27 protein-coding genes are annotated in these 26821 nt (G+C 57.1%); 21 read left to right on the top strand and 6 right to left on the bottom strand.

Annotated elements, in window-relative coordinates; genetic code table 11:
- Positions 1 to 15: 15 nt before the first annotated feature.
- Positions 16 to 426, top strand: coding sequence for a phosphate-starvation-inducible protein PsiE (psiE, locus tag V7Q49_RS16840; protein WP_103825384.1), 411 nt, complete (start codon positions 16 to 18; stop codon positions 424 to 426).
- Between the two features lie 92 nt (positions 427 to 518).
- Here psiE and malG read toward each other — a convergent pair whose 3' ends face one another.
- The 3 genes from malG to malE all read right to left on the bottom strand — a co-directional run bounded on the left by malG (position 519) and on the right by malE (position 4279).
- On the bottom strand, positions 519 to 1409 hold the full coding sequence (malG, locus tag V7Q49_RS16835) for a maltose ABC transporter permease MalG (RefSeq protein ID WP_333853674.1): 891 nt from the start codon (positions 1407 to 1409) through the stop codon (positions 519 to 521).
- Positions 1410 to 1423: 14 nt separating this feature from the next.
- On the bottom strand, positions 1424 to 2968 hold the full coding sequence (gene malF / locus V7Q49_RS16830) for a maltose ABC transporter permease MalF (RefSeq protein ID WP_333853672.1): 1545 nt from the start codon (positions 2966 to 2968) through the stop codon (positions 1424 to 1426).
- A 120-nt stretch (positions 2969 to 3088) separates the two neighbouring features.
- Positions 3089 to 4279: a maltose/maltodextrin ABC transporter substrate-binding protein MalE gene (gene malE, locus V7Q49_RS16825; RefSeq protein WP_333853670.1), complete on the bottom strand. Its 1191-nt coding sequence runs from the start codon at positions 4277 to 4279 to the stop codon at positions 3089 to 3091.
- 369 nt (positions 4280 to 4648) lie between these two features.
- Between malE and malK the strand changes: the two genes are divergently transcribed.
- The 5 genes from malK (at position 4649) to ubiA (ending at position 9777) form a co-directional block, all read left to right on the top strand.
- A complete protein-coding gene (malK, locus tag V7Q49_RS16820; RefSeq protein ID WP_106993920.1) occupies positions 4649 to 5758 on the top strand; it encodes a maltose/maltodextrin ABC transporter ATP-binding protein MalK in 1110 nt (369 codons plus the stop codon).
- A gap of 71 nt (positions 5759 to 5829) precedes the next feature.
- The gene (locus V7Q49_RS16815; RefSeq protein ID WP_333853711.1) at positions 5830 to 7137 is read left to right on the top strand and encodes a maltoporin; all 1308 of its coding nucleotides are present in this window, start codon (positions 5830 to 5832) and stop codon (positions 7135 to 7137) included.
- A gap of 113 nt (positions 7138 to 7250) precedes the next feature.
- Entirely contained in the window at positions 7251 to 8216 is a 966-nt protein-coding gene (malM, locus tag V7Q49_RS16810; RefSeq protein ID WP_333853667.1) for a maltose operon protein MalM, read from the top strand.
- A gap of 181 nt (positions 8217 to 8397) precedes the next feature.
- The gene (gene ubiC, locus V7Q49_RS16805) at positions 8398 to 8895 is read left to right on the top strand and encodes a chorismate lyase (RefSeq protein WP_333853665.1); all 498 of its coding nucleotides are present in this window, start codon (positions 8398 to 8400) and stop codon (positions 8893 to 8895) included.
- 12 nt (positions 8896 to 8907) lie between these two features.
- Positions 8908 to 9777: a 4-hydroxybenzoate octaprenyltransferase gene (gene ubiA / locus V7Q49_RS16800; protein WP_333853664.1), complete on the top strand. Its 870-nt coding sequence runs from the start codon at positions 8908 to 8910 to the stop codon at positions 9775 to 9777.
- 92 nt (positions 9778 to 9869) lie between these two features.
- Here the strand turns inward: ubiA and plsB are convergent, their stop codons facing one another.
- Positions 9870 to 12290, bottom strand: coding sequence for a glycerol-3-phosphate 1-O-acyltransferase PlsB (gene plsB / locus V7Q49_RS16795; RefSeq protein ID WP_333853661.1), 2421 nt, complete (start codon positions 12288 to 12290; stop codon positions 9870 to 9872).
- Between the two features lie 155 nt (positions 12291 to 12445).
- On the opposite strand from plsB, the gene V7Q49_RS16790 reads away from it, so the two are divergent.
- The 4 genes from V7Q49_RS16790 to V7Q49_RS16775 all read left to right on the top strand — a co-directional run bounded on the left by V7Q49_RS16790 (position 12446) and on the right by V7Q49_RS16775 (position 15266).
- Complete coding sequence (locus tag V7Q49_RS16790; protein ID WP_333853660.1) at positions 12446 to 12814, top strand: diacylglycerol kinase; 369 nt, start codon at positions 12446 to 12448, stop codon at positions 12812 to 12814.
- A 109-nt stretch (positions 12815 to 12923) separates the two neighbouring features.
- Entirely contained in the window at positions 12924 to 13532 is a 609-nt protein-coding gene (gene lexA, locus V7Q49_RS16785) for a transcriptional repressor LexA (protein ID WP_166181281.1), read from the top strand.
- Between the two features lie 63 nt (positions 13533 to 13595).
- Positions 13596 to 14915 (top strand): MATE family efflux transporter DinF, encoded by a 1320-nt coding sequence (gene dinF, locus V7Q49_RS16780; protein ID WP_333853659.1) that lies wholly within the window; start codon positions 13596 to 13598, stop codon positions 14913 to 14915.
- Positions 14916 to 15056: 141 nt separating this feature from the next.
- Entirely contained in the window at positions 15057 to 15266 is a 210-nt protein-coding gene (locus V7Q49_RS16775) for a CsbD family protein (protein WP_032615972.1), read from the top strand.
- Between the two features lie 69 nt (positions 15267 to 15335).
- On the opposite strand, the gene zur is transcribed toward V7Q49_RS16775, so the two are convergent.
- Positions 15336 to 15851: a zinc uptake transcriptional repressor Zur gene (gene zur, locus V7Q49_RS16770; RefSeq protein ID WP_333853656.1), complete on the bottom strand. Its 516-nt coding sequence runs from the start codon at positions 15849 to 15851 to the stop codon at positions 15336 to 15338.
- 112 nt (positions 15852 to 15963) lie between these two features.
- On the opposite strand from zur, the gene V7Q49_RS16765 reads away from it, so the two are divergent.
- From V7Q49_RS16765 to pspG, 6 genes are all read left to right on the top strand, one after another.
- The gene (locus V7Q49_RS16765; RefSeq protein WP_333853654.1) at positions 15964 to 16452 is read left to right on the top strand and encodes a cupin domain-containing protein; all 489 of its coding nucleotides are present in this window, start codon (positions 15964 to 15966) and stop codon (positions 16450 to 16452) included.
- A 164-nt stretch (positions 16453 to 16616) separates the two neighbouring features.
- Complete coding sequence (locus tag V7Q49_RS16760) at positions 16617 to 17927, top strand: conjugal transfer protein TraF (RefSeq protein WP_333853652.1); 1311 nt, start codon at positions 16617 to 16619, stop codon at positions 17925 to 17927.
- A 117-nt stretch (positions 17928 to 18044) separates the two neighbouring features.
- Positions 18045 to 18362 (top strand): type II toxin-antitoxin system RelE/ParE family toxin, encoded by a 318-nt coding sequence (locus tag V7Q49_RS16755; protein ID WP_333853650.1) that lies wholly within the window; start codon positions 18045 to 18047, stop codon positions 18360 to 18362.
- 75 nt (positions 18363 to 18437) lie between these two features.
- A complete protein-coding gene (gene nadS / locus V7Q49_RS16750) occupies positions 18438 to 18734 on the top strand; it encodes a NadS family protein (protein WP_333853648.1) in 297 nt (98 codons plus the stop codon).
- A gap of 197 nt (positions 18735 to 18931) precedes the next feature.
- Positions 18932 to 19924 (top strand): tRNA dihydrouridine(20/20a) synthase DusA, encoded by a 993-nt coding sequence (gene dusA, locus V7Q49_RS16745; RefSeq protein WP_333853709.1) that lies wholly within the window; start codon positions 18932 to 18934, stop codon positions 19922 to 19924.
- A gap of 142 nt (positions 19925 to 20066) precedes the next feature.
- A complete protein-coding gene (pspG, locus tag V7Q49_RS16740; protein ID WP_039031939.1) occupies positions 20067 to 20309 on the top strand; it encodes an envelope stress response protein PspG in 243 nt (80 codons plus the stop codon).
- Between the two features lie 178 nt (positions 20310 to 20487).
- Here the strand turns inward: pspG and V7Q49_RS16735 are convergent, their stop codons facing one another.
- Positions 20488 to 21471: a quinone oxidoreductase gene (locus V7Q49_RS16735; protein ID WP_333853645.1), complete on the bottom strand. Its 984-nt coding sequence runs from the start codon at positions 21469 to 21471 to the stop codon at positions 20488 to 20490.
- Between the two features lie 71 nt (positions 21472 to 21542).
- Here V7Q49_RS16735 and dnaB point away from each other — a divergent pair, with 71 nt between their 5' ends.
- From dnaB to V7Q49_RS16710, 5 genes are all read left to right on the top strand, one after another.
- Positions 21543 to 22955, top strand: coding sequence for a replicative DNA helicase (gene dnaB, locus V7Q49_RS16730; protein ID WP_333853643.1), 1413 nt, complete (start codon positions 21543 to 21545; stop codon positions 22953 to 22955).
- A gap of 9 nt (positions 22956 to 22964) precedes the next feature.
- Positions 22965 to 24044 (top strand): alanine racemase, encoded by a 1080-nt coding sequence (gene alr, locus V7Q49_RS16725; RefSeq protein WP_333853641.1) that lies wholly within the window; start codon positions 22965 to 22967, stop codon positions 24042 to 24044.
- Positions 24045 to 24189: 145 nt separating this feature from the next.
- Positions 24190 to 25383, top strand: coding sequence for an aromatic amino acid transaminase (gene tyrB / locus V7Q49_RS16720; protein WP_333853639.1), 1194 nt, complete (start codon positions 24190 to 24192; stop codon positions 25381 to 25383).
- A 195-nt stretch (positions 25384 to 25578) separates the two neighbouring features.
- On the top strand, positions 25579 to 26292 hold the full coding sequence (gene aphA, locus V7Q49_RS16715) for an acid phosphatase AphA (RefSeq protein WP_333853638.1): 714 nt from the start codon (positions 25579 to 25581) through the stop codon (positions 26290 to 26292).
- Between the two features lie 110 nt (positions 26293 to 26402).
- Positions 26403 to 26819 carry a secondary thiamine-phosphate synthase enzyme YjbQ gene (locus tag V7Q49_RS16710; RefSeq protein ID WP_333853637.1) on the top strand — a complete coding sequence of 139 codons (417 nt, stop codon included), beginning with the start codon at positions 26403 to 26405 and terminating at the stop codon, positions 26817 to 26819.
- Positions 26820 to 26821 lie beyond the last annotated feature (2 nt).

Genomic DNA, 26821 nt, shown 5'->3' with positions numbered 1-26821 from the left:
AGAATGAGGTGCTGTATGACATCCCTGACTCGCCCGCGTGTTGAGTTTATCTCAACCATTCTGCAGACCGTGCTGAACCTGGGTCTGCTGAGCCTTGGCCTGATCCTGGTCGTCTTCCTCGGTAAAGAGACGGTGCATCTGGCTGATGTGCTTTTTGCCCCTGAGCAAACCAGCAAATACGAGCTGGTTGAAGGGCTGGTGGTTTACTTTCTCTACTTCGAATTTATCGCCCTGATCGTCAAGTACTTTCAGTCTGGCTTTCACTTCCCGCTGCGCTACTTTGTCTACATTGGTATCACCGCGATTGTGCGACTGATTATCGTCGATCATAAATCGCCCCTCGACGTGCTGCTCTATTCGGCGGCGATCCTGCTGCTGGTAGTCACACTCTGGCTGTGCAACTCGAAGCGACTGAAACGGGAATAAAAAAGGGCGGCCCGAGGGCCGCCGAATACAGTCACAAGTTGGATTAAGACATCAAGGCAAAGTTGAGGGTTGCAGTGGCATAACAATGAAACTTAACCTTTCACGCCCCCCGCGGTCAGGCCGTTCACCAGCCAGCGCTGGGCCAGCAGGAACACGACGGTGATCGGGATAGCGGAGAGGACGGCGGCAGCGGCAAAGTCGCCCCACAGGTAGTTTTGTGGGTTGAGATATTGCTGCATCCCTACCGCCAGGGTGTAGCTGTTCACATCACGCAGCAGCAGCGACGCGACCGGCACTTCGGTGATGGCGGCAATAAACGACAGAATAAAGACCACCGCCAGAATCGGCACGGAGAGCGGCAGCAGCACCAGGCGGAACGCCTGCCACGGGGTTGCGCCATCCAGCGAGGCAGCTTCTTCCAGCGAGTTATCGATGGTTTCGAAATAGCCTTTGATGGTCCAGACGTGCAGCGCGATCCCGCCGAGATAGGCGAAGATCACCCCGCCGTGGGTGTTCAGGCCAATGAACGGCACGTACTGGCCGAGGCGGTCAAACAACGCGTACAGGGCTACCAGCGACAGTACCGCCGGGAACATCTGGAAAATCAGCATCCCTTTCAGCAGCGTGGCTTTCCCCTTGAAGCGCATACGGGCAAAGGCGTAGGCGCAGGTGGTGGAGAGGGTCACGATGCCAATCGCGGTGATGGTGGCGACTTTCACCGAGTTCCACAGCCACAGCAGCACCGGGAACGGCGGCGGCGTGACGCGGCCATCGGCGTGCTCCACGCTGAAGCCCAGCGCCAGCTTCCAGTGCTCCCAGGAGATTTGATCCGGGATCAGGCTGCCGGTGGCGAAGTTACCCGAACGCAGGGAGATGGCGATAACCATCAGCAGCGGGAACATGATCGCCGCGATAAAAATCAGCAGGCCTAAGTGCGTGGCGAAGAGGCGCAGCTTCTGAGATTTGGGTTGGACCATAGACATGTTCTGTGCCCTCCTTAGTCGAATTTCATGCGTGTGGCTTTCAGGTTCACAATCGCCAGCGCGCCTACCAGCAGGAAGATCAGGGTGGCAATCGCTGCCGCCAGACCGAAGTCCTGGCCGCCGCCGCCTTCAAAGGCGATACGGTAGGTGTAGCTCACGAGCAGGTCGGTATAACCGGCTGGCGTGGTGGTGCCGAGACGGTCCGGGCCACCGTTGGTCAACAGCTGAATCAGCACGAAGTTGTTAAAGTTAAAGGCGAAGCTGGCAATCATCAACGGCGTCAGCGGCTTGATCAGCAGCGGGAGCGTAATTTTAAAGAAGTTCTGGAACGGGGTCGCACCGTCCATCGCCGAGGCTTCGTACAGGTCATCCGGGATCGCCTTCAGCAGCCCCATGCACAGGATCATCATGTACGGATAGCCGAGCCAGGTGTTGACGATAACGATCATGGTGCGGGCGGTGGTCGGGTCGCTGAACCAGGCCGGTTTAATGCCAAACAGGCTGCTCAGCATCATGTTGATTTCACCAAAGCTCTGGTTGAACAGACCCTTGAAAATCAGAATCGAGATGAACGACGGTACGGCGTACGGCAGGATCAGCAGGACGCGGTAAATCGCTTTCCCTTTTAACGCTTCCCACTGCACCAGGCAGGCCAGCACCATGCCGACGGCCACGGTCAGGATCACGGTCAACACCGAGAAGACCACGGTCCAGACGAAGATGGCGAAGAACGGCTTCTGAATGCCTTCGTCGGTAAAGACGCGGGTAAAGTTGTCCCAGCCGATGGTGACGGTATAACCCGGGCTGAGCTTATCGTCGCCCCAGTTACCGTCGGCATTCACCGACTGGTAGAAGCCAATCTCGTTGTTCGGGCGGTACTTCACGCCGGTCTGGTTGTTAGTGAGCGTGCTGTTATCGCCCAGCGTGTAGAGCGGGCGGGTGCCGGAGAACTGGCGCAGCGAGCTCATGATCACTTTGCTTTCGTCCGGCAGCTCGGCGGTGATCTGGGTCAGCGCCTGGCGGTTCTGGGTGATGACACGCAGGTTAGCGCGTTCCCCTTCCGGCAGGGCGTCTGCCTCTTTCAGGGCCAGTTTCTGCTCGCCGCCAAATTTAAAGGCGTCGGAGACATAGTATTTGCCCGCTGCATCGTCGGTCAGCGCCAGCTTCCACTCGTCACCGGCCGGGTAGAGGCCAAAGTTGAAGGTTTTACCGGCCTGATAGGAGCGGTCCATCAGCACCTGCTGGGCGCGCTCTTGCGCGAGCTGGTTGGTGCTGCTGTAGTTGGTGAAGGCAATGGCGATGGTGCAGATCAGCGGGAACAGGACAAACAGCCCCATCCCGGCCACGCCCGGATAGACATAGCGCCAGGCGTAGGCTTTACGATTGGCGAAAATATAGAGGCCGACCGCGCTTAAGATCAGCGTCATGGCGGCAAACAGGTACTCCCCCTGGGCGTACATCAAAACAATAAGGTAACCCACCAGCAAGCCCAGCAGACCAATCACTGACCATTTCAGCGTGTCGCTTTGCCACCAATGTTTCTTTTTAACGACATCCATGGGGATCTTCCTCTACAACAATTAAACAACCCTCACCCCAACCCTCTCCCTGAGGGAGAGGGGCGGTTTTCTCCTTCTCCCTTGAGGGAGAAGGACGGGATGAGGGGGTTACAGCCAGTCTTACTTCGTAATACGACCCTGAGCATCTTTCAGCGCGGCATCCACAGTCTGACGACCGCTGGCGGCGTTGATCACCGCTGTACGGGTGGCATACCAGAAGGCTGCCATCTGTGGGATGTTCGGCATGATTTCGCCTTTCTCGGCGTTGCTCATGGTGGCGGCGATGCGTGGATCTTTCGCCAGCGTCTCCTGGAAGGATTTCAGCGCCACGGCACCCAGCGGTTTATCCTTGTTCACTTCTTCCAGACCCTGATCGGTCAGCAGGTAGTTTTCCAGGAACTCTTTCGCCAGCTCTTTGTTCGGGCTGGCGGCGTTGATACCGGCACTCAGCACGCCAACGAACGGTTTAGACGGCTTGCCATTGAAGGTTGGCAGCACCGCAACGCCGTAGTTGATCTTGCTCTTGTCGATGTTGGACCATGCCCACGGACCGTTGATGGTCATCGCGGTTTCGCCCTTGTTGAAGGCGGCTTCGGCGATGGAGTAATCGGTGTCCGCGTTCATGTGTTTGTTCTTGATCAGGTCAACCAGGAAGGTCAGACCCGCTTTCGCGCCTGCGTTGTCTACGCCGACGTCTTTCACGTCGTATTTGCCGTCAGCAAACTTGAACGCGTAACCGCCATCGGCAGCAATCAGCGGCCAGGTGAAGTACGGCTCTTGCAGGTTGAACATCAGCGCGCTCTTACCTTTCGCCTTCAGCTCTTTATCCAGAGCCGGGAGCTCTTCCCAGGTTTTCGGCGGGTTAGGTACGAGGTCTTTGTTGTAGATCAGGGAGAGCGATTCAACCGCGACCGGGTAAGCGATCAGCTTGCCGTTGTAACGCACGGCATCCCAGGTGAACGGGAACAGCTTGTCCTGGAAGGCTTTATCCGGAGAGACTTCCGCCAGCAGGCCAGACTGTGCGTAGCCGCCGAAACGGTCATGCGCCCAGAAGATAATGTCCGGGCCGTCGCCGGTCGCCGCAACCTGCGGGAATTTCTCTTCCAGTTTGTCCGGGTGTTCAACGGTGACTTTGATGCCGGTGTCTTTCTCGAATTTTTTACCCACTTCGGCCAGGCCGTTGTAGCCTTTGTCGCCGTTAATCCAGATTACCAGCTTACCTTCTTCAATTTTGGCGAGCGCCGGAGCGGAGATCATCATTGCTGCAAGGGCGGACAATGCGAAAACGCGTGCGCCAGTCTTGATATTCATATCTGCCATCCTTTTTGGTGATGTGCTGTGGATACATGAGGTGGTTCAACGTCGCTCAGTCTCCTTATTTGACATCCTCTTTCCATCCTCCCGTCCCCTACGCCCCACCCCCGTTTTATGTGATCTGCGTTGCATAAAATTGAGTTATGTGTCCCAGCGCACATAAAAGTACGGTGAATTTTGCCAGTGACATCACGAATTTAGCCTCAGCCCCCCGGCCGCGCTGGCGGAGTCCTCTCTCTCATCCTCCCGCCTCCTCCCCCATAAAAAAGGCAGGGGGTGGAGGATTCGCGAGGCCGCGCGATACCGCATAGTCAGCCCATATTGAATGTTTCTGTCGATGACAGGTTGTAACGAAGGGAGTAGGGCATGGCGAGCGTAGAACTGCGTAACGTAACGAAAGCCTGGGGTGACGTGGTGGTATCGAAAGATATCAACCTCGATATCCAGGAAGGCGAATTCGTGGTTTTTGTTGGCCCGTCAGGCTGCGGTAAATCCACGCTGCTGCGCATGATTGCCGGTCTGGAAACCATCACCAGCGGCGATTTAATGATTGGCGATACCCGGATGAACGATATCCCGCCTGCGGAACGCGGCGTCGGGATGGTATTCCAGTCTTATGCGCTCTATCCACATCTCTCCGTTGCCGAGAACATGTCGTTCGGCCTGAAGCTGGCCGGTGCCAAAAAAGAGGTTATTAACCAGCGCGTGACCCAGGTCGCCGAAGTGCTCCAGCTGGCGCACCTGCTGGAGCGTAAGCCGAAGGCGCTCTCCGGTGGTCAGCGTCAGCGTGTGGCGATTGGCCGTACGCTGGTGGCGGAACCGCGCGTGTTCCTGCTCGATGAGCCGCTGTCGAACCTCGATGCCGCATTGCGCGTGCAGATGCGTATTGAAATATCCCGTCTGCACAAGCGTCTGGGTCGCACCATGATTTACGTCACCCACGATCAGGTCGAAGCGATGACCCTGGCCGACAAGATTGTGGTGCTGGATGCCGGTCGCGTGGCGCAGGTGGGCAAACCGCTGGAACTCTATCACTACCCGGCAGACCGCTTTGTTGCGGGCTTTATTGGCTCGCCAAAGATGAACTTCCTGCCGGTCAAAGTCACCGCCACCGCCATTGAGCAGGTTCAGGTTGAACTGCCGAACCGCCAGCAGGTGTGGTTACCGGTAGACAGTGCAAACGTCAACGTGGGGGCAAACATGTCCCTCGGGATCCGCCCTGAGCATCTGCTGCCGAGCCACATCGCTGATGTGACGCTGGAAGGCGAGGTTCAGGTGGTTGAGCAACTTGGTCACGAAACACAGATTCATATCCAGATCCCCGCCATTCGTCAGAACCTGGTGTACCGCCAGAATGACGTGGTGTTGGTAAAAGAGGGTGCCACATTCGCTATCGGCTTGCCGCCAGAGCGCTGCCATCTGTTCCGAGAAGATGGCACTGCATGTCGTCGGCTGCATCAGGAGCCCGGCGTTTAAGCAATCCCAATAATAAGCACGAAACCATCAGGTGAAGTGTTCAAAGAAAAGCAATGATCTCAGGAGATAGAATAATGATTACTCTGCGCAAAGTCCCTCTGGCGGTCGCCATTGCGGCAGGCATCCTGTCTGCCCAGGCCGGCGCTGTCGACTTTAAAGGTTATGCTCGTTCTGGCATTGGCTGGACCGGGAGTGGTGGCGAACAGCAGTGTTTCCAGGCAACAGGTGCACAAAGTAAATACCGTCTTGGTAACGAATGTGAAACCTATGCCGAGCTGAAACTGGGCCAGGAAGTGTGGAAAGAAGGCGACAAGAGCTTCTACTTCGACACCAACGTAGCCTACTCCGTTTCACAGCAGAACGACTGGGAATCAACCAGCCCGGCCTTCCGTGAAGCAAACGTGCAGGGTAAAAACCTGATTGAATGGCTGCCAGGCTCCACCATCTGGGCCGGTAAGCGCTTCTATCAGCGTCATGACGTTCACATGATCGACTTCTACTACTGGGATATTTCAGGTCCTGGTGCAGGTATCGAAAACATCGATCTGGGCTTCGGTAAGCTCTCTCTGGCAGCAACCCGTTCTTCTGAGTCCGGCGGCTCTGCGACCTTCGCCGAGCGTAATGCGGACGGCGACCGTGTTTATGACAACGTCGTACCAAACGATGTCTTCGACGTTCGTTTAGCGGGTATGGAAATCAACCCAGGCGGTACCCTGGAACTGGGCGTTGACTACGGTCACACCAACATTCCTGACGACTTCTACCTGCAGCCTGGCGCCTCTAAAGATGGCTGGTTGTTCACCGCTGAACACACCCAGAGCATGATGAAGGGCTTCAACAAGTTCGTTCTGCAGTACGGCACGGACTCCATGACCTCTAACGGCAAAGGTATTCCACAGGGCGGTAGCGTTAATAACGACGGTTCTCTGATCCGCGTTCTCGACCACGGTGCCATCACCCTGGCTGACCAGTGGGATCTGATGTACGTCGGTATGTACCAGAATATCGACCGCGACAACAACAACGGTACCGAGTGGTGGACCGTCGGTGTGCGTCCGATGTACAAATGGACACCAATCATGTCCACCCTGCTGGAAGTGGGCTACGACAACGTCAAGTCTCAGAAAACTGACGATAAAAACAGCCAGTACAAAATCACCCTGGCACAACAGTGGCAGGCAGGCGACAGCATCTGGTCTCGTCCGGCTATCCGTGTCTTTGCAACCTACGCCAAGTGGGATGAGAAATGGGGCTACGCAAACAACAGTGATACCGGCTACACCTCTGGTGTCGCGTATAACGACACTTCTGCGAAAACCTTCAGCCGTGGCGACAACGATGAGTGGACCTTCGGCGCCCAGATGGAAATCTGGTGGTAATACGTAACACCTGATGTATTGACCTAAAAGAGGGGCGCAAGCCCCTCTCTTCGTAGAGTACGGCGCGCTATTGCCTGGCCACCGCTGTGCTGATGCTATCTGAGGTAAAAACAATGAAAATGAAGAAAAGTCTCGTCGCGCTGTGCCTCTCTGCAGGGTTGCTGGCAAGTGCTCCAGCCATCACTCTCGCAGACGTCAATTTTGTACCGCAAAACACCAGCGCCGCGCCTGCTATCCCGGCCGCCGCGCTACAACAGCTGGTCTGGACGCCTGTCGACCAGTCCAAAGCCCAGACCACCCAGCTTTCTACCGGCGGTCAGTCCTTAAATGTCCCGGGGATCGCCGGCCCGGTGGCGGCCTACAGCGTGCCTGCCAATATCGGTGAAATCACCCTGACGCTGAACAGTATTGTGAACAAGCAAACCAGCGTCTTCGCACCGAACGTGCTGATTCTGGATCAGAACCTGACGCCATCGGCCTACTTCCCGAGCGAATACTTTACCTACCAGGAGCCGGGCGTGATGAGCGCTGACCGTCTGGAAGGGGTCATGCGCCTGACGCCTGCGCTGGGTCAGCAAAAACTGTACGTGCTGGTATTTACTACCGATAAAGATCTGCAGCAATCCACCAAGCTCATCAACCCGGCTAAAGCCTATGCCAAAGGCACCGGCAACGCCGTGCCGGATATCCCGGACCCGCTTGCCCGCCACGTCACCGACGGTGAGCTGCGGTTGAAAGTCTCCACTAACAGCGCCTCCAGCGTGCTGGTTGGCCCGCTGTTTGGCTCCTCCGGCACCGGCCCGGTGACCGTGGGTAATACCGCAGCACCTGCTCCGGTCTATGCCGCGCCAGTCGCCGCTCCGGCCACCACGACACCGGCGACCGCTGCTGCCCCGGCCGCCGCGAAGAAGAGCGAGCCGGTGCTTAACGATACCGAAACCTATTTCAATCAGGCCATTAAACAGGCAGTCGATAAAGGCGATGTCGACAAGGCGCTGAAACTCCTTGATGAAGCCGAGCGTTTAGGCTCGACCACTGCCCGTTCCACCTTTATCAGCAGTGTAAAAGGCAAGGGGTGACCGTCTCCCCACAGTGCTGATTTTGTCAGTAGTTTGGTGCGCCCTTACGGGCGCACTTTTTTTGCACGGTCTGCCGCTGTTGCATCTCTGTTGCGATAATGTTCGCTAGTTCACGTTTGCCCGCCCCCATTCCGCGTTTCTGCGATACAATAGCTTCACGTTATGTATCGGAGAGTCTGGCATGTCACACCCCGCGCTAACGCAACTGCACGCGCTGCGTTATTTTGACGAAATCCCTGCGCTGGAACCGGAGCAGCTCGACTGGCTGCTGCTGGAAGATTCCATGACCAAACGTTTTGAGCAGCAGGGCAAAAAGGTTACCGTCACCCTCATTCAGGAGGGATTTGTCACGCCCGACGCGGTTGCGGATGAACTGCCGTTGCTGCCGAAAGAGGCGCGCTACTGGCTGCGGGAGATCCTGCTCTGTGCCGACGGTGAACCCTGGCTGGCCGGACGCACCGTGGTGCCTGAGTCCACGCTTACCGGGCCGGAGCTGGCGCTGCAGCAGATGGGCAAAACCCCGCTGGGGCGTTATCTGTTCACCTCCTCCGAGCTTACCCGTGATTTTATTGAAATTGGTCGCGATGCCGGGCTGTGGGGACGTCGTTCCCGCCTGCGCTTAAGTGGTAAACCTTTGATGCTGACCGAGCTGTTTTTACCGGCGTCGCCGTTGTACTAAGAGGAAGAGAAAATGGAGTGGAGTCTGACGCAGAACAAGCTGCTGGCGTATCACCGCTTGATGCGAACCGACAAGCCAATCGGTGCGCTGCTGCTGCTGTGGCCGACCCTGTGGGCGCTGTGGGTGGCGACCCCCGGGCTGCCGCCGCTGTGGATCCTGGCGGTGTTCGTGGCGGGCGTCTGGCTGATGCGTGCGGCAGGCTGTGTCGTCAACGACTATGCCGACCGTAAATTTGACGGCCATGTGAAACGCACCGCGAATCGTCCGCTGCCAAGCGGCGATGTCACCGAGAAAGAGGCACGCACGCTGTTTGTGGTGCTGGTCCTGCTGTCGTTCCTGCTGGTACTGACCCTGAACACCATGACCATTCTGCTCTCCGTGGCAGCGCTGGCCCTGGCCTGGGTCTACCCGTTTATGAAGCGCTACACCCATCTGCCGCAGGTGGTGCTGGGCGCGGCCTTTGGCTGGTCGATCCCGATGGCGTTCGCCGCCGTCAGCGAAAGCGTGCCCTTGAGCTGCTGGCTGATGTTCCTGGCGAATATCCTCTGGGCGGTGGCCTACGATACCCAGTACGCGATGGTTGATCGGGACGATGACCTGAAAATCGGCATCAAATCGACCGCCATTCTGTTTGGGCGTCAGGACAAGCTGATCATTGGGATTTTGCAGGTTGCAGTGCTGGGGCTGATGGTGGCGATTGGTTACCTGAACCAGCTGAACGGGGCCTTCTACGCGGCGGTCGCGGCGGCAGGGGTGCTGTTTATCTATCAGCAGAAGCTCATCGCCAACCGCGAGCGCGAAGCCTGCTTTAAGGCGTTTCTCAATAACAATTACGTCGGTCTGGTGCTTTTCCTGGGACTGGCGGTGAGTTACTGGGCATAAAAAAATGCCCGGTGGCGCTAGCGCTTACCGGGCCTACAGGTTCTGTATCGTAGGCCGGGTAAGGCGAAGCCGCCACCCGGCATTTTTATGCACTACTCGCCCTGCGTCGCGCTCTCAATCGTTAAGCGCACGTCGGAGGTCATCAGGTCTGCCAGCATCTGGTACACCTTCATCGTCTCTTCCGGCTCGGCATCACCGCTGTCGCTGATATACCCCTCGTCACGCAGCGTCAACACCAGCGAGCTGAACACCGCTTTATCGAAGAACTCCGGCGCGTTGATGCCGTGCAGCATCGACAGACGCTGTGCCAGCGTGCGGCTCTCTTTCTCCAGCGTACCGCGGTTGATCGACGGGTTAGCGCTCAGCAGCCAGAAGGTAATAGCGTAGCGCTGCACGGTCTCGCGTGCGCCCGCCGCCAGCAGCTGCAGCGTGCGTGCCCGGGACGGGTTGATCAGCAGAGCGTCATCTTTCTGCGAGATCAGTCCCTGGCGGGTCAGCTCTTCAATCTGCTGATCCAGCACCTCTGCCAGCTCGTCGTTGTTCCAGCGCAGGAACAGCTCGGCTTTCAGCATCGGGTAGAGAGCGGTGACATGCTCCAGCAGTGCCTGACGGCTGATCTGGCGATGCTGGGTGATGATGGCAGCCATCAGCGAAGGCAGCATCAGCATATGCGCAATGTTGTTGCGGTAGTAGGTCATCAGTACCGCCTGCTCGCGCGGCAGAATGATGATATCGCCAATGGTGTCCTTCTCGACCTCGAACTTGTTCATCTGCAGCGCGTGGTCGATCAGCTCGCTGGCGCTGGCGGCCGGCACCGTGGCATCTGCCGCGTACGGCACGTTGCGCATCAGGTTCAGGTAGCAGTCGAGCTGCTCGGTCAGCTGCTCGCGGGTGAGCGAGCGCTGGCGAGAGGCCAGCAGGGCGGTACAACACAGGTTCATGGCGTTGGCCGCCCCGGCGTTGTTAATACGCACCATCAGATCGGCGGCAATGGCGTTCACCGTTGGCGTCAGCCAGGCCGGACGCACCGCTTCGATCGGATCGATGGACTCGCGCCACTCCGGCACACGGTGGTTGAGATAAGTCATCAGCGGCATAGGTTCGCCGAAGTTGACATACCCCTGGCCGAGGTTACGCAGCTTGCTCAGGCCGCGCAGCATCTGCAGCAGGCTCTCTTTCTCTTTGGTGGCACCGCGCAGCTCTTTGGCGTAGGTACCCACTTCCATCACGTGCTCGTAACCTATGTAGATTGGCACCAGGGTGATTGGACGCGTACCGCCGCGCAGCATCGCCTGAATGGTCATCGACAGGGTGCCGGTTTTCGGATCGAGCAGACGGCCGGTACGGGAGCGGCCGCCCTCCACGAAATATTCCACCGAGTAGCCGCGGCTGAACAGCTCGCCCAGATACTCGCGGAACACGGTGGAGTAGAGCTTGTTGCCTTTAAAGGTACGGCGAATAAAGAACGCACCCAGACGGCGGAAGATCGGGCCTGCCGGCCAGAAGTTGAGGTTGATACCCGCAGCGATGTGCGGCGGCACCAGCCCCTGATGATAGAGCACGTACGAGAGCAGCAGGTAGTCCATGTGGCTGCGGTGGCAGGGCACGTAGACAATCTCATGGCCGTCGTGGGCCAGCTGGCGCACGCGCTCGGCGTTGTGCACGTTGATCCCCTGATAGAGACGGTTCCAGGTAAAGCTCAGGATACGGTCGCTAAGGCGGATCATCTCGTAGGAGAAGTTGGCCGCAATCTCTTCCATCAGGGCGATGGCGTTTTGCTGCGCCTTCTCGTGGGAGATTTTTTTGCTACGCGCTTCGTCTTCGACGGCGCGGGCAATGGCCTTCGAGGCCAGCAGCTTATTAAACAGATCCTGACGGGCCGGCAGGCGCGGGCCTACCGCGGCCAGACGCTGACGGGCAAAGTGCATGCGCGCCACGCGTGCCAGCTTCTGGGCAATGGTCTTATCCGTACCGTGCTCATCGGCCATGCGACGCAGGGAGACTGACGGTGAAAAACGGACGAAGCTGTCGCGGCCAAGCCAGTTGACGGCGAAAAACTTCTGCACCCCGTTGAGCATGCGCAACGGCGGATTTTCCTCGCCTTTATCGCGCCCCGGACGACGACCAAACATCACCGACACGGGCACCATCTGCACGTCCAGCAGCGGGTTGCTGCGGTGCAGATCGAGGTAGTCATGGAACAGCTTGATCGACTCTTCTTTCGGCGTGTACCAGGTGAACACGCGAGGGCCACCGTGGATAAAGATGTAGCGCGGCAGCTGGGTGCCGTCGATCTCCAGCGGCTCCAGCGGATCGGGAAGATCGTGCGCCAGGCACTGGGCGCGCAGCGTCAGCAAGTCGGCCTTCGAGTTATAAGGCAAAACGTACATAATAGGACGCGAGGTATCGAGTCCCAGTTCCAGCGTCGGAACCGCCGGAATAGACTTGCTTTTTACCAGGACGCTTAATGGTAAATTAAGTAATTTGTAGTAAATTCGTGGCCAGCCAGACATAAACGATGTAAAGCCTCTGGTTAAAAATGCAATTGCGGCGCAAGGATAACAGAAAGCGCGCAAAATTTCTGTTGTTACCCGTCATACTTCCGGTGGCTGCGCCAGGCGCTTAACCCACCGTTTCTGACGCTATTTTCGAAGAAAGGTTTCTTTTAATGGCCAATAATACCACTGGGTTAACCCGAATCATTAAAGCTGCCGGCTATTCATGGAAGGGCATCCGTGCTGCCTGGATCAATGAAGCCGCATTTCGCCAGGAAGGGGTTGCGGTCGTCGCGGCGATTATCCTTGCCTGCTGGCTGGACGTTGATCCCATCACCCGCGTATTACTGATTGGCTCGGTGATGTTGGTGATGATAGTCGAAATTCTCAACAGTGCGATCGAGGCGGTCGTCGACCGTATCGGCACTGACTTTCACGAGCTCTCGGGCCGGGCAAAAGATATGGGCTCAGCCGCGGTGCTGATGGCGATTATCGTTGCGTTGTTTACCTGGGTCACGCTGCTTTGGGGACATTTACGATAAGCCTTCAGAAACCGAACAAGTCTCTGGTTTTTTATGCGGTTTGTGGTTCCAAAATCACCTTTAGCTGTATATACTCACAGCATAACTGTATATACACCCAGGGGGCGGAATGAAAGCGTTAACGACCAGGCAGCAAGAGGTGTTTGATCTCATTCGGGATCATATCGGCCAGACGGGTATGCCGCCGACGCGTGCAGAAATCGCGCAGCGTCTGGGCTTCCGTTCTCCAAATGCCGCCGAAGAGCACCTTAAGGCACTGGCGCGCAAGGGTGTGCTTGAGATTGTTTCCGGTGCGTCTCGCGGTATTCGTCTGCTGATTGAAGCCGAAGAGGGCCTGCCGCTCGTCGGTCGCGTTGCCGCGGGTGAACCGCTGCTGGCGCAACAGCACATTGAAGGCCATTATCAGGTCGATCCGGGCATGTTCAAACCGAGCGCAGATTTTCTGCTGCGCGTAAGCGGTATGTCCATGAAAGACATCGGCATTCTGGATGGCGATCTGCTGGCGGTACATAAAACGCAGGACGTGCGTAACGGTCAGGTCGTGGTGGCGCGCATCGATGATGAAGTGACCGTCAAGCGCCTGAAAAAGCAGGGCAACACCGTGCAGCTGCTGCCGGAAAACAGCGAGTTTTCCCCGATTGTTGTCGACCTGCGCGAAAATAACTTCTCCATCGAAGGGCTGGCGGTTGGCGTCATCCGCAACGGTGAATGGTTATAAATCCTTTCTGACAAACTGCGGCAGTGCCGCAGTTTGCTTTTCCTGCCTCTGGCGAACATTTTCATGTCTCTCCTGACTGCTTCAGACAAGGCGTTGTGGCGTCTTGCGCTTCCCATGATCGTCTCCAATATCAGCGTCCCTCTGCTTGGGCTGGTGGACACGGCTGTGATTGGTCATCTCGATTCCCCCGTTTATCTGGGCGGTGTCGCCATCGGCGCGACGGCAACCAGCTTCCTGTTTATGCTGCTGCTCTTTTTGCGCATGAGCACCACCGGCCTCACCGCGCAGGCCTATGGCGCGAAAGATCCGCTACGTCTGGCCCGCGCGCTGGTGCAGCCGCTGATCCTGGCCCTGGGTGCCGGGCTGCTGATTGTGCTGTTGCGCACGCCGCTTATCGATCTGGCGCTGCATATCGTTGGCGGCAGCGAGGCCGTGCTCCATCAGGCGCGGCGCTTCCTTGAGATCCGCTGGCTCAGCGCCCCGGCATCGCTGGCTAACCTGGTGCTGCTCGGCTGGCTGCTGGGGGTGCAGTATGCCCGGGCGCCGGTGATCCTGCTGGTGGTGGGTAACCTGCTCAACATCGTGCTGGATCTGTGGCTGGTGATGGGCCTGCAGATGAACGTGCAGGGGGCCGCGCTGGCGACCGCTATCGCAGAGTACGCCACTCTGATGATTGGCCTGTGGATGGTCTGGCGGGTGCTGGCCCTGCGTGGTATTTCGCTGGCGCTGCTGAAAACGAGCTGGCGGGGCAATATCCGCAAGCTGCTGGCCCTCAATCGCGACATCATGCTGCGCTCGCTGTTGCTACAGCTCTGCTTCGGGACGCTGACGGTAATGGGGGCACGGCTGGGGCCGGAGATCATCGCCGTTAACGCCGTGCTGATGACCCTGCTGACCTTTACCGCCTATGCGCTGGATGGCTTCGCTTATGCGGTCGAGGCACACTCCGGGCAGGCCTATGGCGCGCGGGAAAGCGGGCAACTGCGGGAAGTGTGGCGGGCGGCCTGCCGTCAGTCCGGCCTGGTGGCGCTGGCCTTTGCCCTCATCTATGCTCTGGCAGGCGATCACATTATTGCCCTGCTGACTTCACTGCCCGAGCTGCGCGCGCTGGCGAGCCACTATCTTATCTGGCAGGTGATCCTGCCGGTGGTAGGGGTCTGGTGCTATTTGCTGGATGGCATGTTTATCGGTGCCACCCGAGGGGCAGAGATGCGCAACAGTATGGCCGTGGCGGCCGCTGGATTTGGCCTGACGCTTTTCACCCTGCCGTGGCTGGGCAACCACGGTCTGTGGCTGGCCCTGACCGTGTTCCTGGCCCTGCGGGGGCTGTCTCTGGCCTGGATCTGGCACCGGCACTGGCGCAACGGCAGCTGGTTTTCATAGCGGCTTCGCCTGGCCGAACGGTAAAAGATTCCGAATAACAAACCGAACGCCGCAGGCTTATCTATAATTATTATCACGTCCAGCACGAAACGTATTTCAGGACGAACTTAACCTTAACGACCGAACGAAGAGGAATCGATGATGAATAAAGACCAAGTCGGCGGTAACTGGAAGCAATTTAAAGGTAAAGTAAAAGAACAGTGGGGCGACCTGACTGACGATGACATGACCGTCATCGAAGGTAAACGTGACCAACTGGTGGGTAAAATTCAGGAACGCTATGGTTATGAGAAAGACCAGGCAGAGAAAGAAGTTGGTGACTGGGAAACCCGTAACAACTATCGCTGGTAATTAACCTATACCCGCAGGTACACGGATGTACGCCCAGGGCGACCTTTCAGGTCGCCCATTTTTTTGTCCTCAGCGCGGCTTTTTCTTCAGCTGGATAGAGTGATCGTGCTGACAATTTTCCTGATGGCGGCAGGCTTCCACTTCAACGCAGTTACGGCACAGACCGTGCGCTTCAATCACGTTGTGGCGCAGGGCAAACCCCATCTTCGCCGCCAGGCTATGCATGATATCTTCCACCCCTTCCGCGCCTTCTTCCTTCACGCTGCCACAGCGGTCACAGATGAACATCGCTGAGGTATGGGTCGGCTGATCGAACAGATGACACAAAACGTAGCTGTTGGTCGATTCCACCTTATGCACAAAGCCCTGCTCGAGTAAGAAATCGAGCGCCCGATAGACGGTAGGCGGCTTGGCCTGCGGCTCGCTCTCGCGCAGCAGGTCGAGCAGGTCGTAGGCGCTGATCGCCCCGTTTTGCAGGCTCAGCAGACGCAACACTTCAAGGCGCTGCGGAGTCAGGCGCACATTGCGTTGCGCGCACAGCTTTTCGGCTTGCGCTAACAGTGCCTGCATTGTGGTCGTTTCCATTTTGCACCTCGAATGACGTGGAATAACAAACCGCCAGTTTACCATGTTCTGGCCTAAACGCCGAGATCCACCGGGTGTGCTACCCTGACGAAAAACCACAGGAGATGAAAAGATGAAAAGACCGGACTGCATTCGCCACTGGCGTGAAGTAGAAGGCGCCGACGACTCAACCTATCCCGACAGCACAGAGCGTTTCGCCATTGGCGCGCCGCTGGCCCGTGCGCTCGGGCTGGGCCGTCTCGGTATCCACCATGAACGCCTGCCGCCGGGACGTCGCACTTCCTATCCTCATGCCGAAAGCGACGAAGAGGAATTTATCTTTGTGCTCGAGGGATATCCCGAAGCCTGGATCAACGGTTATTTATGGAAACTGGAGCCGGGGGACAGCGTTGGTTTTCCTGCCGGAACGGGCGTGTGCCACACCTTTATTAATAATACCAGTGAAGAAGTGCGGTTATTAGTGGTGGGCGAAGCGAATAAAAAACATAACCGAATTTATTATCCGCTGAATGCGGTATATGCCGCCACTCGCGAAGATCGCTGGATCGATCATCCGCCGCAATTTTTTGGTCCGCATGATGGAAAACCAGGGCAAAAGTAATTTCTTGTTCTATACATACTTAAAGGAATAACAAAATCAACAACTTAATCTAATACTAAAGTTTAGATAAATTCGGCTCCTCATACTTTTTTCACAAAGGACGTATGCCCCTGCGCGGCGTTTAGCCGTCGGGGTTTATTCACCCAAAATAAGTCAGGTGTCCTGTGAAAATAATATTCAAATTTTCTGTGGCTGGAATTGCCACCGGTATTCTTTTGGCTAATCAGGCGGGAGCCGCAAATACCTGGACGGAAGCACGCGGCGATGCAATGGGTGGGACGGGCGTTGCGTCGGCGCATTATAGTAGCGGGGTGCTGATCAACCCGGCCCTGCTGGCAAAATCGAAAGCAGAAGATGACGTCGCCATTATATTCCCCTCGGTGGGGGCGCAAATCAGCGACAAAGACAATCTGCAGGACAAGATCGATGAAATCAGCGATGAGATCGGTGACGATCGCGAGATGATCGACGATCTGACCGTGGCGAGGATCCTGGCCGATCCGCAGGGTACGCTCGGTGAGCTTCAGAGTGCCGCAGGCAATCTGGCCGATCAGTTGGAGTTCCTCGAAGGCAAAACCGCACACGGCAACGCCGGGGCAGGGATAGCCGTCAGTATTCCGGGCTCGGGGCTGTCGCTGGCGTTTGTCGCTAAGGCCAATGCCCATGCGCGCATCAGCTCGGAGATCGATCAGCAGGATATTGATTTTCTGCGCCAGTTGCAGGGCAACGCAGGGATGACCAACCAGATGGCGCTGGGTGCGGCGCGAAATGGCAGCGACGTCATTACCCGCAACCTTAACTCCGTCGCCCTGGGCAGGGCAGCGATCGTTTCCGACTACGGCGTGGCGGTTGCCCGTCAGTTTGAGTTCAACGGCCTGCCGGTCTCGGTCGGCGTGACGCCTAAACTGCAGCAAACCTGGCTCTACAACTACACCACTTCAATCTATACCTACGACAGCGGCGACTTTAACAGCAGCCGCTACCGGAATGACGATACCAGTTTTAACGTCGATGTTGGCGTCGCGGTCGACTTCGGTGAATACTGGACGGTCGGCCTGAGCGGGCAAAACCTGTTCTCACGGGATATTGATACCAACGATATCCGCATCCTCAACGGGCGTACCGGGCAGGTGGTGAGCTATCAGGACACTTACCAGATCCGCCCCCTGGTCACGGCGGGGGTGGCCTGGCATACCGGCCTGCTCACCCTCAGCGCCGATGGCGATCTGACAGAAACCCGGGGCTTCAAAAGCGAAGATGACTCGCAATATGTCGGTGTAGGGGCAGAGGTCTCCCTGCTTAGCTGGCTGGCGGTGCGCGGCGGCTTTCGCGGGGACGTGAAGGGCAATGATAGTAACGTCTTCACCGGCGGTTTCGGCTTCGCGCCCTTTAACACCGTGCATATCGATCTAACCGGCATTGTCGGCGAGGATGAAACCTGGGGAGCCGGGGCGCAGTTCAGCGTCACCTTCTGACGGGTGCCGGAGGCGCTCTTCTTACTCTAACTATGTACCGGGTACATTAAAGAACTTGATTAATGTACCCGGTACACTTAAAGTGCACTAAGAATTACGATAGCCTCAGGGAATGAGATGTTTACTTTTATTGAACTGCAGGGTTTCAGTAAACAACGTCAGTTGCTCCTGCCAGATAATGAGTTTCGGGCCTTTCAGGAGGTATTGATTGAAAATCCTGAAGCCGGAGACACTATCGCCGGGACAGGAGGATTTCGGAAGATCCGCTGGAGTCGTCCGGGAATGGGCAAACGCGGCGGCGTGCGGGTGATTTACTACAATGTGACGCGTAAAGGACGAATTTATCTGGCTCTGGTCTATCCAAAAAATGAGCAGGATGATTTAACTGAAGAGCAAAAGAGAATGCTGAAGCAGTTATCCGATATGTTGGTATAACGCTGAGGTTCTGTAACTCCCATAGGGGCGAAGTATAAAGCCCGATGCGGCGTCAACGAGGGCGATGAGATACAGATGAAAGACGAATTATTTGCCGAGCTGCTGGCCAGTGCAGAAGAAATGGTACGAATTGAAAAGGGTGAACAGACGCCAATGCCGGAGCATGTGCATACGTTTAGCCCGATTGATGTAAAGGCAATTCGTGAGGCGACTGGGTTAAAACAGCAGGATTTTGCGGCCGCCGTAGGCGTCAGCTATGACCTTGTAAGAAGCTGGGAGACAAAACGGCGTCAGCCAACCGGCGCACCGCGAAAATTATTGCTGTTGTTACAGACTAATCCTTTTATTATCAATCAGCTTAAAACTATTTAATTCCGTGAGGTGCTTGTTCTGGCGCATCATGATTTATCACTAAATTTATTTTAAGTCCAAAGTACAGCGATCTCCGTATCTAAGTTCACCTGTTGTGCGGTGTATTATTTGTTGTACTGAGGAATTAGAAATACGGCAAAAAATTTAAAAAAATGTCTCAAATTAAAGAAGCACAAAATGCGTTGAATACCACCGTGATGCCTGAGCAATCAGTTAAATTCCCACCACACCGTTTTTCCATCGCGCCGATGCTCGACTGGACAGACAGGCACTGCCGCTACTTCCTGCGCCAGCTGTCGCGCCATACCCTGCTCTATACCGAGATGGTGACCACTGGGGCGATTATTCATGGCAAGGGCGACTATCTCGCCTTCAGCGAAGAGGAGCATCCGGTGGCGTTGCAGCTCGGCGGCAGCGATCCCGCCGCGCTGGCGCACTGTGCGAAGCTGGCAGAGGAGCGCGGTTACGACGAGATTAACCTCAACGTCGGCTGCCCTTCCGATCGCGTGCAGAACGGCATGTTTGGCGCCTGCCTGATGGGCAATGCGCAGCTGGTGGCCGACTGCGTGAAAGCGATGCGCGATGTGGTCTCCATTCCGGTGACGGTCAAAACCCGTATTGGCATCGACGATCGGGACAGCTACGAATTTCTCTGCGATTTTATCGGCACGGTGGCCGGCAAGGGCGAGTGCGAGATGTTTATCATCCATGCCCGCAAAGCCTGGCTCTCTGGCCTGAGCCCGAAAGAGAACCGTGAGATCCCGCCGCTGGATTACCCGCGCGTCTACCAGCTGAAGCGCGATTTCCCGCAGCTGACCATGTCGATCAACGGCGGCATCAAGTCGCTGGACGAGGCCAAAGCCCATTTACAGCATATGGACGGCGTGATGGTAGGCCGCGAGGCGTACCAGAACCCGGGCGTGCTGGCGGCAGTGGACCGCGAGATTTTTGGTGTGGATAGCGCCGACCGCGATCCGGTGGCGGTGGTGCGGGCGATGTATCCCTACATTGAGCGCGAGCTGAGCAACGGCACCTATCTGGGACACGTGACCCGCCACATGCTGGGTCTGTTCCAGGGGATCCCGGGCGCACGTCAGTGGCGTCGTTACCTGAGTGAAAACGCTCATAAAGCGGGCGCTGATATCGAGGTGCTTGAGCAGGCGCTGCGTCTGGTGGCAAACAAGCGATAATTTTCACCAAAACTTCGTCAAATTCACTACGCCCGGCAGCGCATCGCCGGGCGTTTTAGTTTTATATCAAATAGTTATGTTTTGGCACGGATCTTGTAATACTCATAGCAGCGTATCGTTGTGATGCATTCGGGAGAGAGCCATGCTGGAACTACTTTTTGTGATTGGATTTTTTGTCATGCTGTTGGCAACCGGCGTCTCGCTGCTGGGGATTATTGCCGCGCTGGTGGTCGCTACCGTGGTGATGTTTATCGGCGGATTATTTGCCCTGATGCTGAAACTGCTGCCGTGGTTGCTGTTGGCCGTCGCGGTGGTGTGGGCGATACGGGCGATTAAATCGCCAAAACTCCCACGCTATCAGCGCAATAACCGCTTTCGTTACTAAGGTATTGAGCGGTTCGTCACATCCTTGCAACTTTTACGGCAGCATTGCTTAGAACAGAATAGGATTTACTTATCGAATCTGTCACTATTGCCGCCGTTAAAGAATTCATCGAGCTGTACCCTACATACAGCCGAACTAAAAAAAGAAAAGGGCTTCCTACGGGAAGCCCAATTTCTTTCTAGGGGATCAGTAAGCTCGATCCCTGTGTCGCCCGACTCTCCAGCACCTCATGCGCGCGTTGCGCGTCACTCAGCGGATACTTCTGCGCCTCTGCTACATCCACCTTAATCACGCCGCTGGCAATCAACGAGAACAGCTCGTTGCTGGCCTCAACCAGTTCGTCATGGTTGGTGATATAGCCCTGCAGCGAAGGGCGGGTGGCGAATAGCGAACCTTTCTGGTTAAGAATGCCCAGATTGACGCCGGTCACCGGGCCGGAGGCGTTGCCGAAGCTGACCATCAGGCCGCGACGTTGCAGGCAGTCCAGCGAGGCTTCCCAGGTATCTTTGCCCACCGAGTCATAGACCACGCGCACCTTTTTACCGCCGGTAATCTCTTTTACCCGCTCCACAATGCTCTCTTCGCGGTAGTTGATCACTTGCCAGGCACCCGCCTGCAGTGCGCGCTGCGCCTTTTGCGCGCTACCCACCGTGCCGATCAGCTTGGCCCCCAGCGCTTTTGCCCACTGGCAGGCAATCAGCCCGACGCCGCCTGCGGCCGCGTGGAACAGAAACTGTTCGTCAGGTTTGATCTCATAGGTTTTACGCAGCAGATAAAAGACCGTCAGCCCTTTCAGGAAGGAGGCAGCGGCCTGCTCAAAGGAGATGGCGGAGGGGAGAATGGCGGCTTTATCCGCCGGGACGTTGTGGATCGAGCTGTAAGCACCGAGGGCGGATTGCGCATACACCACGCGGTCGCCCTCCTTAATATGCTTAACGGCGCTGCCGACTTTGACTACCACTCCGGCCGCCTCGGTACCCAGCCCGCTTGGCAGGGCCGGGGGCGGATAGAGGCCACCGCGGATATAGGTGTCGATGTAGTTAATGCCAATGGCTTTGTTTTCGACCTGGACTTCGTTATCGCCAGGTGCGGTGGGGGTGAACTCTACCGCCCTGAGAACGTCCGGGCCGCCGTGCTTGTGAAATTCAATACGCGTTGCCATGCTCCCTCCATTAGACTTAGAAAATATGGTAATCTTTCGACCCACTCTCTATCTCGGTAACTCCATTCACTATGGCAGGAAACAAACCCTTCAACAAACAGACTGAACCCCGCGAGCGCGATCCACAGTTAGCCGGGTTAAAGGTCCCGCCGCACTCGATTGAAGCGGAACAGTCGGTGTTGGGCGGTTTAATGCTGGATAACGAGCGCTGGGACGACGTTGCCGAGCGCGTCGTCACCGACGATTTCTACACCCGCCCGCACCGCCATATCTTTACCGAGATGGCGCGTCTGCAGGAATCCGGCAGCCCCATCGACCTGATCACGCTCGCGGAATCGCTGGAGCGTCAGGGGCAGCTGGAAACCGTTGGCGGCTTCGCCTATCTGGCCGAGTTATCGAAAAACACGCCAAGTGCGGCGAACATCAGCGCCTATGCCGATATCGTGCGCGAACGTGCGGTGGTGCGCGACATGATCTCCGTCGCCAACGAAATCGCTGAAGCCGGTTTCGATCCCCAGGGGCGTAACAGCGACGAACTGCTCGATCTGGCCGAGTCACGGGTCTTTAAAATTGCCGAAAGTCGCGCTAATAAAGACGAAGGGCCAAAAAACATTGCCGAGGTGCTGGATGCCACCGTCTCGCGTATTGAGCAGCTGTTCCAGCAGCCTCACGACGGCGTTACCGGGGTTAATACCGGCTATGACGATCTGAACAAAAAGACCGCCGGTCTGCAGCCGTCGGATCTGATTATCGTCGCCGCGCGTCCGTCGATGGGTAAAACGACCTTTGCGATGAACCTCGTCGAAAACGCGGCGATGTTGCAGGATAAACCGGTTCTCATCTTCAGTCTGGAGATGCCCTCCGAGCAGATCATGATGCGTTCTCTGGCCTCGCTGTCGCGCGTGGATCAGACCCGCATTCGTACCGGCCAGCTGGACGATGAGGACTGGGCGCGGATCTCCGGCACCATGGGCATTCTGCTGGAAAAACGAAACATCTATATCGATGACTCCTCCGGCCTGACGCCGACAGAAGTGCGCTCCCGCGCCCGCCGTATCGCCCGCGAACACGGCGGCATTGGCCTGATCATGATCGACTACCTCCAGCTGATGCGCGTCCCGTCGCTATCGGACAACCGTACCCTGGAAATTGCCGAAATCTCCCGCTCGCTGAAAGCGCTGGCGAAAGAGCTGCAGGTACCGGTGGTGGCGCTGTCGCAGCTCAACCGCTCCCTGGAACAGCGTGCTGACAAGCGCCCGGTCAACTCCGACCTGCGTGAATCCGGCTCCATCGAGCAGGATGCCGACCTGATCATGTTCATCTATCGTGATGAGGTTTATCACGAGAACAGCGACCTGAAAGGGATCGCAGAAATTATTATCGGTAAGCAGCGTAACGGCCCGATCGGTACGGTGCGTCTGACCTTTAACGGACAGTGGTCACGCTTTGATAACTATGCGGGCCCGCAGTACGACGACGAATAAGGAATTCAAATGCAAGCGGCAACTGTAGTCATTAACCGCCGCGCTCTGCGACACAACCTGCAACGCCTGCGTGAACTGGCGCCCGCCAGCAAACTGGTTGCAGTCGTGAAAGCGAACGCTTACGGACACGGTCTGATCGAGACCGCGCGAACGCTCCCCGATGCCGACGCCTTTGGCGTCGCCCGTCTCGAAGAAGCCCTGCGCCTGCGCGAAGGGGGGATCACCCAGCCGATTCTGCTGCTCGAAGGCTTCTTTAATGCCAGCGACCTGCCGACCATCGCCGCAAAACGACTGCATACCGCGGTGCACAACCTGGAGCAGCTCGAGGCCCTGGAGAACGCGGTGCTCAGCGAGCCCGTCACCGTGTGGATGAAGCTCGACACCGGCATGCACCGTCTGGGCGTACGCCCGGAGCAGGCGGAGGCCTTTTATCAACGCTTAAGCCAGTGCCAGAACGTGCGTCAGCCGGTCAATATCGTCAGCCATTTCGCCCGCGCCGACGAGCCCGAGTGTGGTGCGACAGAACAGCAGCTCGATATCTTCAACACCTTCTGCGAAGGCAAGCCGGGGATGCGCTCGATCGCGGCCTCCGGCGGCATTCTGCTCTGGCCGCAGTCCCATTTCGACTGGGCGCGTCCAGGCATTATTCTGTACGGCGTCTCGCCGCTGGAGGGTAAACCCTGGGGGCCGGACTTCGGTTTTCAGCCGGTGATGTCGCTCACTTCCAGCCTGATTGCGGTGCGCGAACACAAAGCTGGAGAGCCGGTGGGCTACGGCGGCACCTGGATCAGCGAGCGCGACACCCGTCTGGGCGTGGTGGCGATGGGCTACGGCGACGGCTATCCGCGCGCTGCACCCTCCGGTACGCCGGTGCTGGTGAACGGCCGCGAAGTGACCATCGTTGGTCGTGTGGCAATGGACATGATCTGCGTTGACCTCGGGCCCGAGGCGCAGGATAAAGCGGGCGATCCGGTGACCCTGTGGGGTGAAGGTTTACCCGTAGAGCGGATCGCGGAAATTACAAAAGTAAGTGCTTACGAACTTATTACCCGCCTGACGTCACGGGTGGCAATGCACTACCTCGACTGATATCGACTTCCCTCTCCCTTAAGGGAGAGGGCGTTAAGCAGGTTCTGTCGCCCGCACCTCATCTTCCTTAACATCCTCTCGATCTTCTGCTGCTTCCGGTTTATTGTTGAATTCCCTGCCTCATTATTATCCGGAGAACCATCGCGTGTTCCAGAAAGTCGACGCCTATGCTGGCGACCCCATCCTCTCCTTAATGGAGCGTTTCAAAGAAGATCCGCGCGGCGATAAAGTTAACCTCAGTATCGGCCTGTACTACAACGAAGCGGGCATTATTCCGCAGCTGCAGGCGGTAGCCAAAGCCGAAGCGCGGCTGAACGCCACGCCGCACGGCGCGTCGCTCTATCTGCCGATGGAAGGGCTGAACAGCTATCGTCACACCATTGCTCCGCTGCTGTTTGGCGCAGATCATCCGGTGCTGGCGGAAAAGCGCGTTGCCACCATCCAGACGCTCGGCGGCTCAGGCGCGCTGAAAGTCGGAGCCGACTTCCTGCACAAGTATTTCCCGGAATCCGGGGTCTGGGTGAGCGACCCGACCTGGGAAAACCACGTCGCCATCTTTGAAGGCGCGGGCTTTACGGTAAAAACCTACCCATGGTTTGACGACCAGACCAACGGCGTGCGCGTTGGCGCGTTACTGGAAAAACTGAGCACCCTGCCGGAGCGCAGCATCGTGCTGCTGCACCCGTGCTGCCATAACCCGACCGGCGCCGATCTGACCAACGATCAGTGGGATGCGGTGATTGAGGTGCTGAAGGCCCGCAATCTCATTCCGTTCCTCGATATCGCCTATCAGGGCTTTGGTGCGGGGATGGAAGAGGATGCCTACGCCATTCGCGCCATCGCCAGCGCAGGCCTGCCGGCGCTGGTCAGCAACTCCTTCTCCAAAATCTTCTCGCTGTATGGCGAGCGTGTTGGCGGCCTGTCGGTGGTTTGTGAAGATCAGGATGCTGCCGGACGCGTGCTTGGCCAGCTGAAAGCCACCGTGCGTCGCATTTACTCCAGCCCACCAAACTTTGGTGCGCAGGTGGTGGCGACCGTGCTGGGTGATGATGAACTCAAAGCCGAGTGGCTGGCGGAAGTGGAAGCGATGCGTACCCGTATCCTGTCCATGCGCCAGACGCTGGTCGACGTGCTGAAAGAGGCGGTGCCGGGACACAACTTCGACTACCTGCTGCAGCAGCGCGGCATGTTCAGCTACACCGGCTTCAGCGCGCAGCAGGTGGATCGCCTGCGTGATGAGTTTGGCGTCTACCTGATTGCCAGCGGACGCATGTGCGTGGCGGGCCTGAACAGCAGCAACGTTCAGCGCGTGGCGCAGGCCTTTGCCGCTGTAATGTAAGCGCTTACTCACGGCCTCCTTCCTTTAGTGAAGGGGGCCTGAATGGGTTAAACTCCGCTTTGTGATACCCCTCTTTTTATTGTGACTTATATAAAAAATTCCCTTTCATTCCCTTCCGCCTGCGGTTATTTTCGATGTGGTTTTTGACCATCCGCTCAAAATAATAAATAACGGTTTGAATATTAAGGGGAAAATATGCGCAAAATCACACTGGCGCTCAGCGCCGTCTGCTTATTGCTCTCGCTCAGCCATCCGGCGGTGGCGCTCCCCTCATCACCTCCACCGCTATACACCGGCACCAATGCCGCCAGACTGGCCGAGCAGGCACCGATCCACTGGGTGTCCGTTGCCCAGATTGAACACAGCCTGATGGGACGTCCGCCCATGTCGGTGGGATTTGATATTGATGACACCGTGCTGTTCTCCAGCCCGGGCTTCTGGCGGGGTAAAAAGACCTGGTCACCGGACAGCGACGATTACCTGAAAAACCCGGCCTTCTGGCAGCAAATGAACAACGGCTGGGATGAGTTCAGCATTCCGAAAGAGGTGGCTCGCGCGCTGATTGCCATGCACGTTAAGCGTGGCGACAGGATCTGGTTTATTACCGGGCGTCATCCCACTAAAACCGAAACCGTCACCAAAGCGTTGCAGGACGCCTTTCTGATCCCCGCCCCGGCCATGAATCCGGTCATTTTTGCCGGTGAGCAGTCTGGCAAAAGCAACAAAGCCCAATGGATGGAGCAGAAACAGGTCAAGATTTACTATGGCGATGCCGACAGCGACATCATCGCGGCCCGCGAGGCGGGCGCCAGAGGCATCCGGGTGCTGCGCGCCTCCAACTCAACGTACAAACCGCTGCCGCAGGCAGGGGCGTTCGGCGAAGAAGTGATCGTCAATTCAGAATATTGAGTATTCGGGCAGAAAAGACGCTTTTTTAAGCAGATTTACCCGCTACGGGTTTTACCTTTCGTCGTATTGCTGCACACTTAGAAGGATTATCCTGCAAAACGGAGCAGCACATGTGGTATCAGCAAACCCTGACCCTGCGCGCCAGGTCTCGCGGTTTTCACCTGGTGACGGACGAGGTCCTCGGACAGATCCGCGATCTCTCCCGCATTAACGTCGGTTTACTGCATCTGTTGCTGCAACACACGTCAGCCTCTCTCACTCTCAACGAGAATTGCGATCCCACCGTCCGTTCCGATATGGAGCAGCATTTTCTCAAAACCGTTCCCGACGATGCGCGCTGGGAACATGATGACGAGGGGCCAGACGACATGCCTTCCCATATTAAATCCTCCATGCTTGGCGTCTCTTTGCTGCTGCCGGTGAATCACGGCCGCGTGCAGCTCGGCACCTGGCAGGGGATCTGGCTGGGAGAACATCGTATCCATGGCGGTTCGCGCAAAATTATCGCTACGCTACAAGGGGAATAATG

This window comes from Leclercia sp. (assembly GCF_036780805.1).
Taxonomy (GTDB): Bacteria; Pseudomonadota; Gammaproteobacteria; order Enterobacterales; family Enterobacteriaceae; genus Enterobacter.
The sequence above is the reverse complement of the archived record's forward strand: the minus strand, read 5'-3'. Positions and strand labels throughout refer to the sequence as shown.

Coding starts and splice junctions, on each gene's coding strand:
- lexA (WP_166181281.1), top strand. CDS start 12,924: ATGAAAGCGTTAACGACCAGGCAGCAAGAGGTGTTTGATCTCATTCGG.
- pspG (WP_039031939.1), top strand. CDS start 20,067: ATGCTGGAACTACTTTTTGTGATTGGATTTTTTGTCATGCTGTTGGCA.
- plsB (WP_333853661.1), bottom strand. CDS start 12,290: ATGTCTGGCTGGCCACGAATTTACTACAAATTACTTAATTTACCATTA.
- ubiC (WP_333853665.1), top strand. CDS start 8,398: ATGTCACACCCCGCGCTAACGCAACTGCACGCGCTGCGTTATTTTGAC.
- V7Q49_RS16735 (WP_333853645.1), bottom strand. CDS start 21,471: ATGGCAACGCGTATTGAATTTCACAAGCACGGCGGCCCGGACGTTCTC.
- dnaB (WP_333853643.1), top strand. CDS start 21,543: ATGGCAGGAAACAAACCCTTCAACAAACAGACTGAACCCCGCGAGCGC.
- malK (WP_106993920.1), top strand. CDS start 4,649: ATGGCGAGCGTAGAACTGCGTAACGTAACGAAAGCCTGGGGTGACGTG.
- V7Q49_RS16755 (WP_333853650.1), top strand. CDS start 18,045: ATGTTTACTTTTATTGAACTGCAGGGTTTCAGTAAACAACGTCAGTTG.
- zur (WP_333853656.1), bottom strand. CDS start 15,851: ATGGAAACGACCACAATGCAGGCACTGTTAGCGCAAGCCGAAAAGCTG.
- alr (WP_333853641.1), top strand. CDS start 22,965: ATGCAAGCGGCAACTGTAGTCATTAACCGCCGCGCTCTGCGACACAAC.
- V7Q49_RS16775 (WP_032615972.1), top strand. CDS start 15,057: ATGAATAAAGACCAAGTCGGCGGTAACTGGAAGCAATTTAAAGGTAAA.
- V7Q49_RS16710 (WP_333853637.1), top strand. CDS start 26,403: ATGTGGTATCAGCAAACCCTGACCCTGCGCGCCAGGTCTCGCGGTTTT.
- malG (WP_333853674.1), bottom strand. CDS start 1,409: ATGTCTATGGTCCAACCCAAATCTCAGAAGCTGCGCCTCTTCGCCACG.
- dinF (WP_333853659.1), top strand. CDS start 13,596: ATGTCTCTCCTGACTGCTTCAGACAAGGCGTTGTGGCGTCTTGCGCTT.
- psiE (WP_103825384.1), top strand. CDS start 16: ATGACATCCCTGACTCGCCCGCGTGTTGAGTTTATCTCAACCATTCTG.
- V7Q49_RS16765 (WP_333853654.1), top strand. CDS start 15,964: ATGAAAAGACCGGACTGCATTCGCCACTGGCGTGAAGTAGAAGGCGCC.
- malF (WP_333853672.1), bottom strand. CDS start 2,968: ATGGATGTCGTTAAAAAGAAACATTGGTGGCAAAGCGACACGCTGAAA.
- aphA (WP_333853638.1), top strand. CDS start 25,579: ATGCGCAAAATCACACTGGCGCTCAGCGCCGTCTGCTTATTGCTCTCG.
- malE (WP_333853670.1), bottom strand. CDS start 4,279: ATGAATATCAAGACTGGCGCACGCGTTTTCGCATTGTCCGCCCTTGCA.
- V7Q49_RS16790 (WP_333853660.1), top strand. CDS start 12,446: ATGGCCAATAATACCACTGGGTTAACCCGAATCATTAAAGCTGCCGGC.
- malM (WP_333853667.1), top strand. CDS start 7,251: ATGAAAATGAAGAAAAGTCTCGTCGCGCTGTGCCTCTCTGCAGGGTTG.
- ubiA (WP_333853664.1), top strand. CDS start 8,908: ATGGAGTGGAGTCTGACGCAGAACAAGCTGCTGGCGTATCACCGCTTG.
- nadS (WP_333853648.1), top strand. CDS start 18,438: ATGAAAGACGAATTATTTGCCGAGCTGCTGGCCAGTGCAGAAGAAATG.
- dusA (WP_333853709.1), top strand. CDS start 18,932: ATGCCTGAGCAATCAGTTAAATTCCCACCACACCGTTTTTCCATCGCG.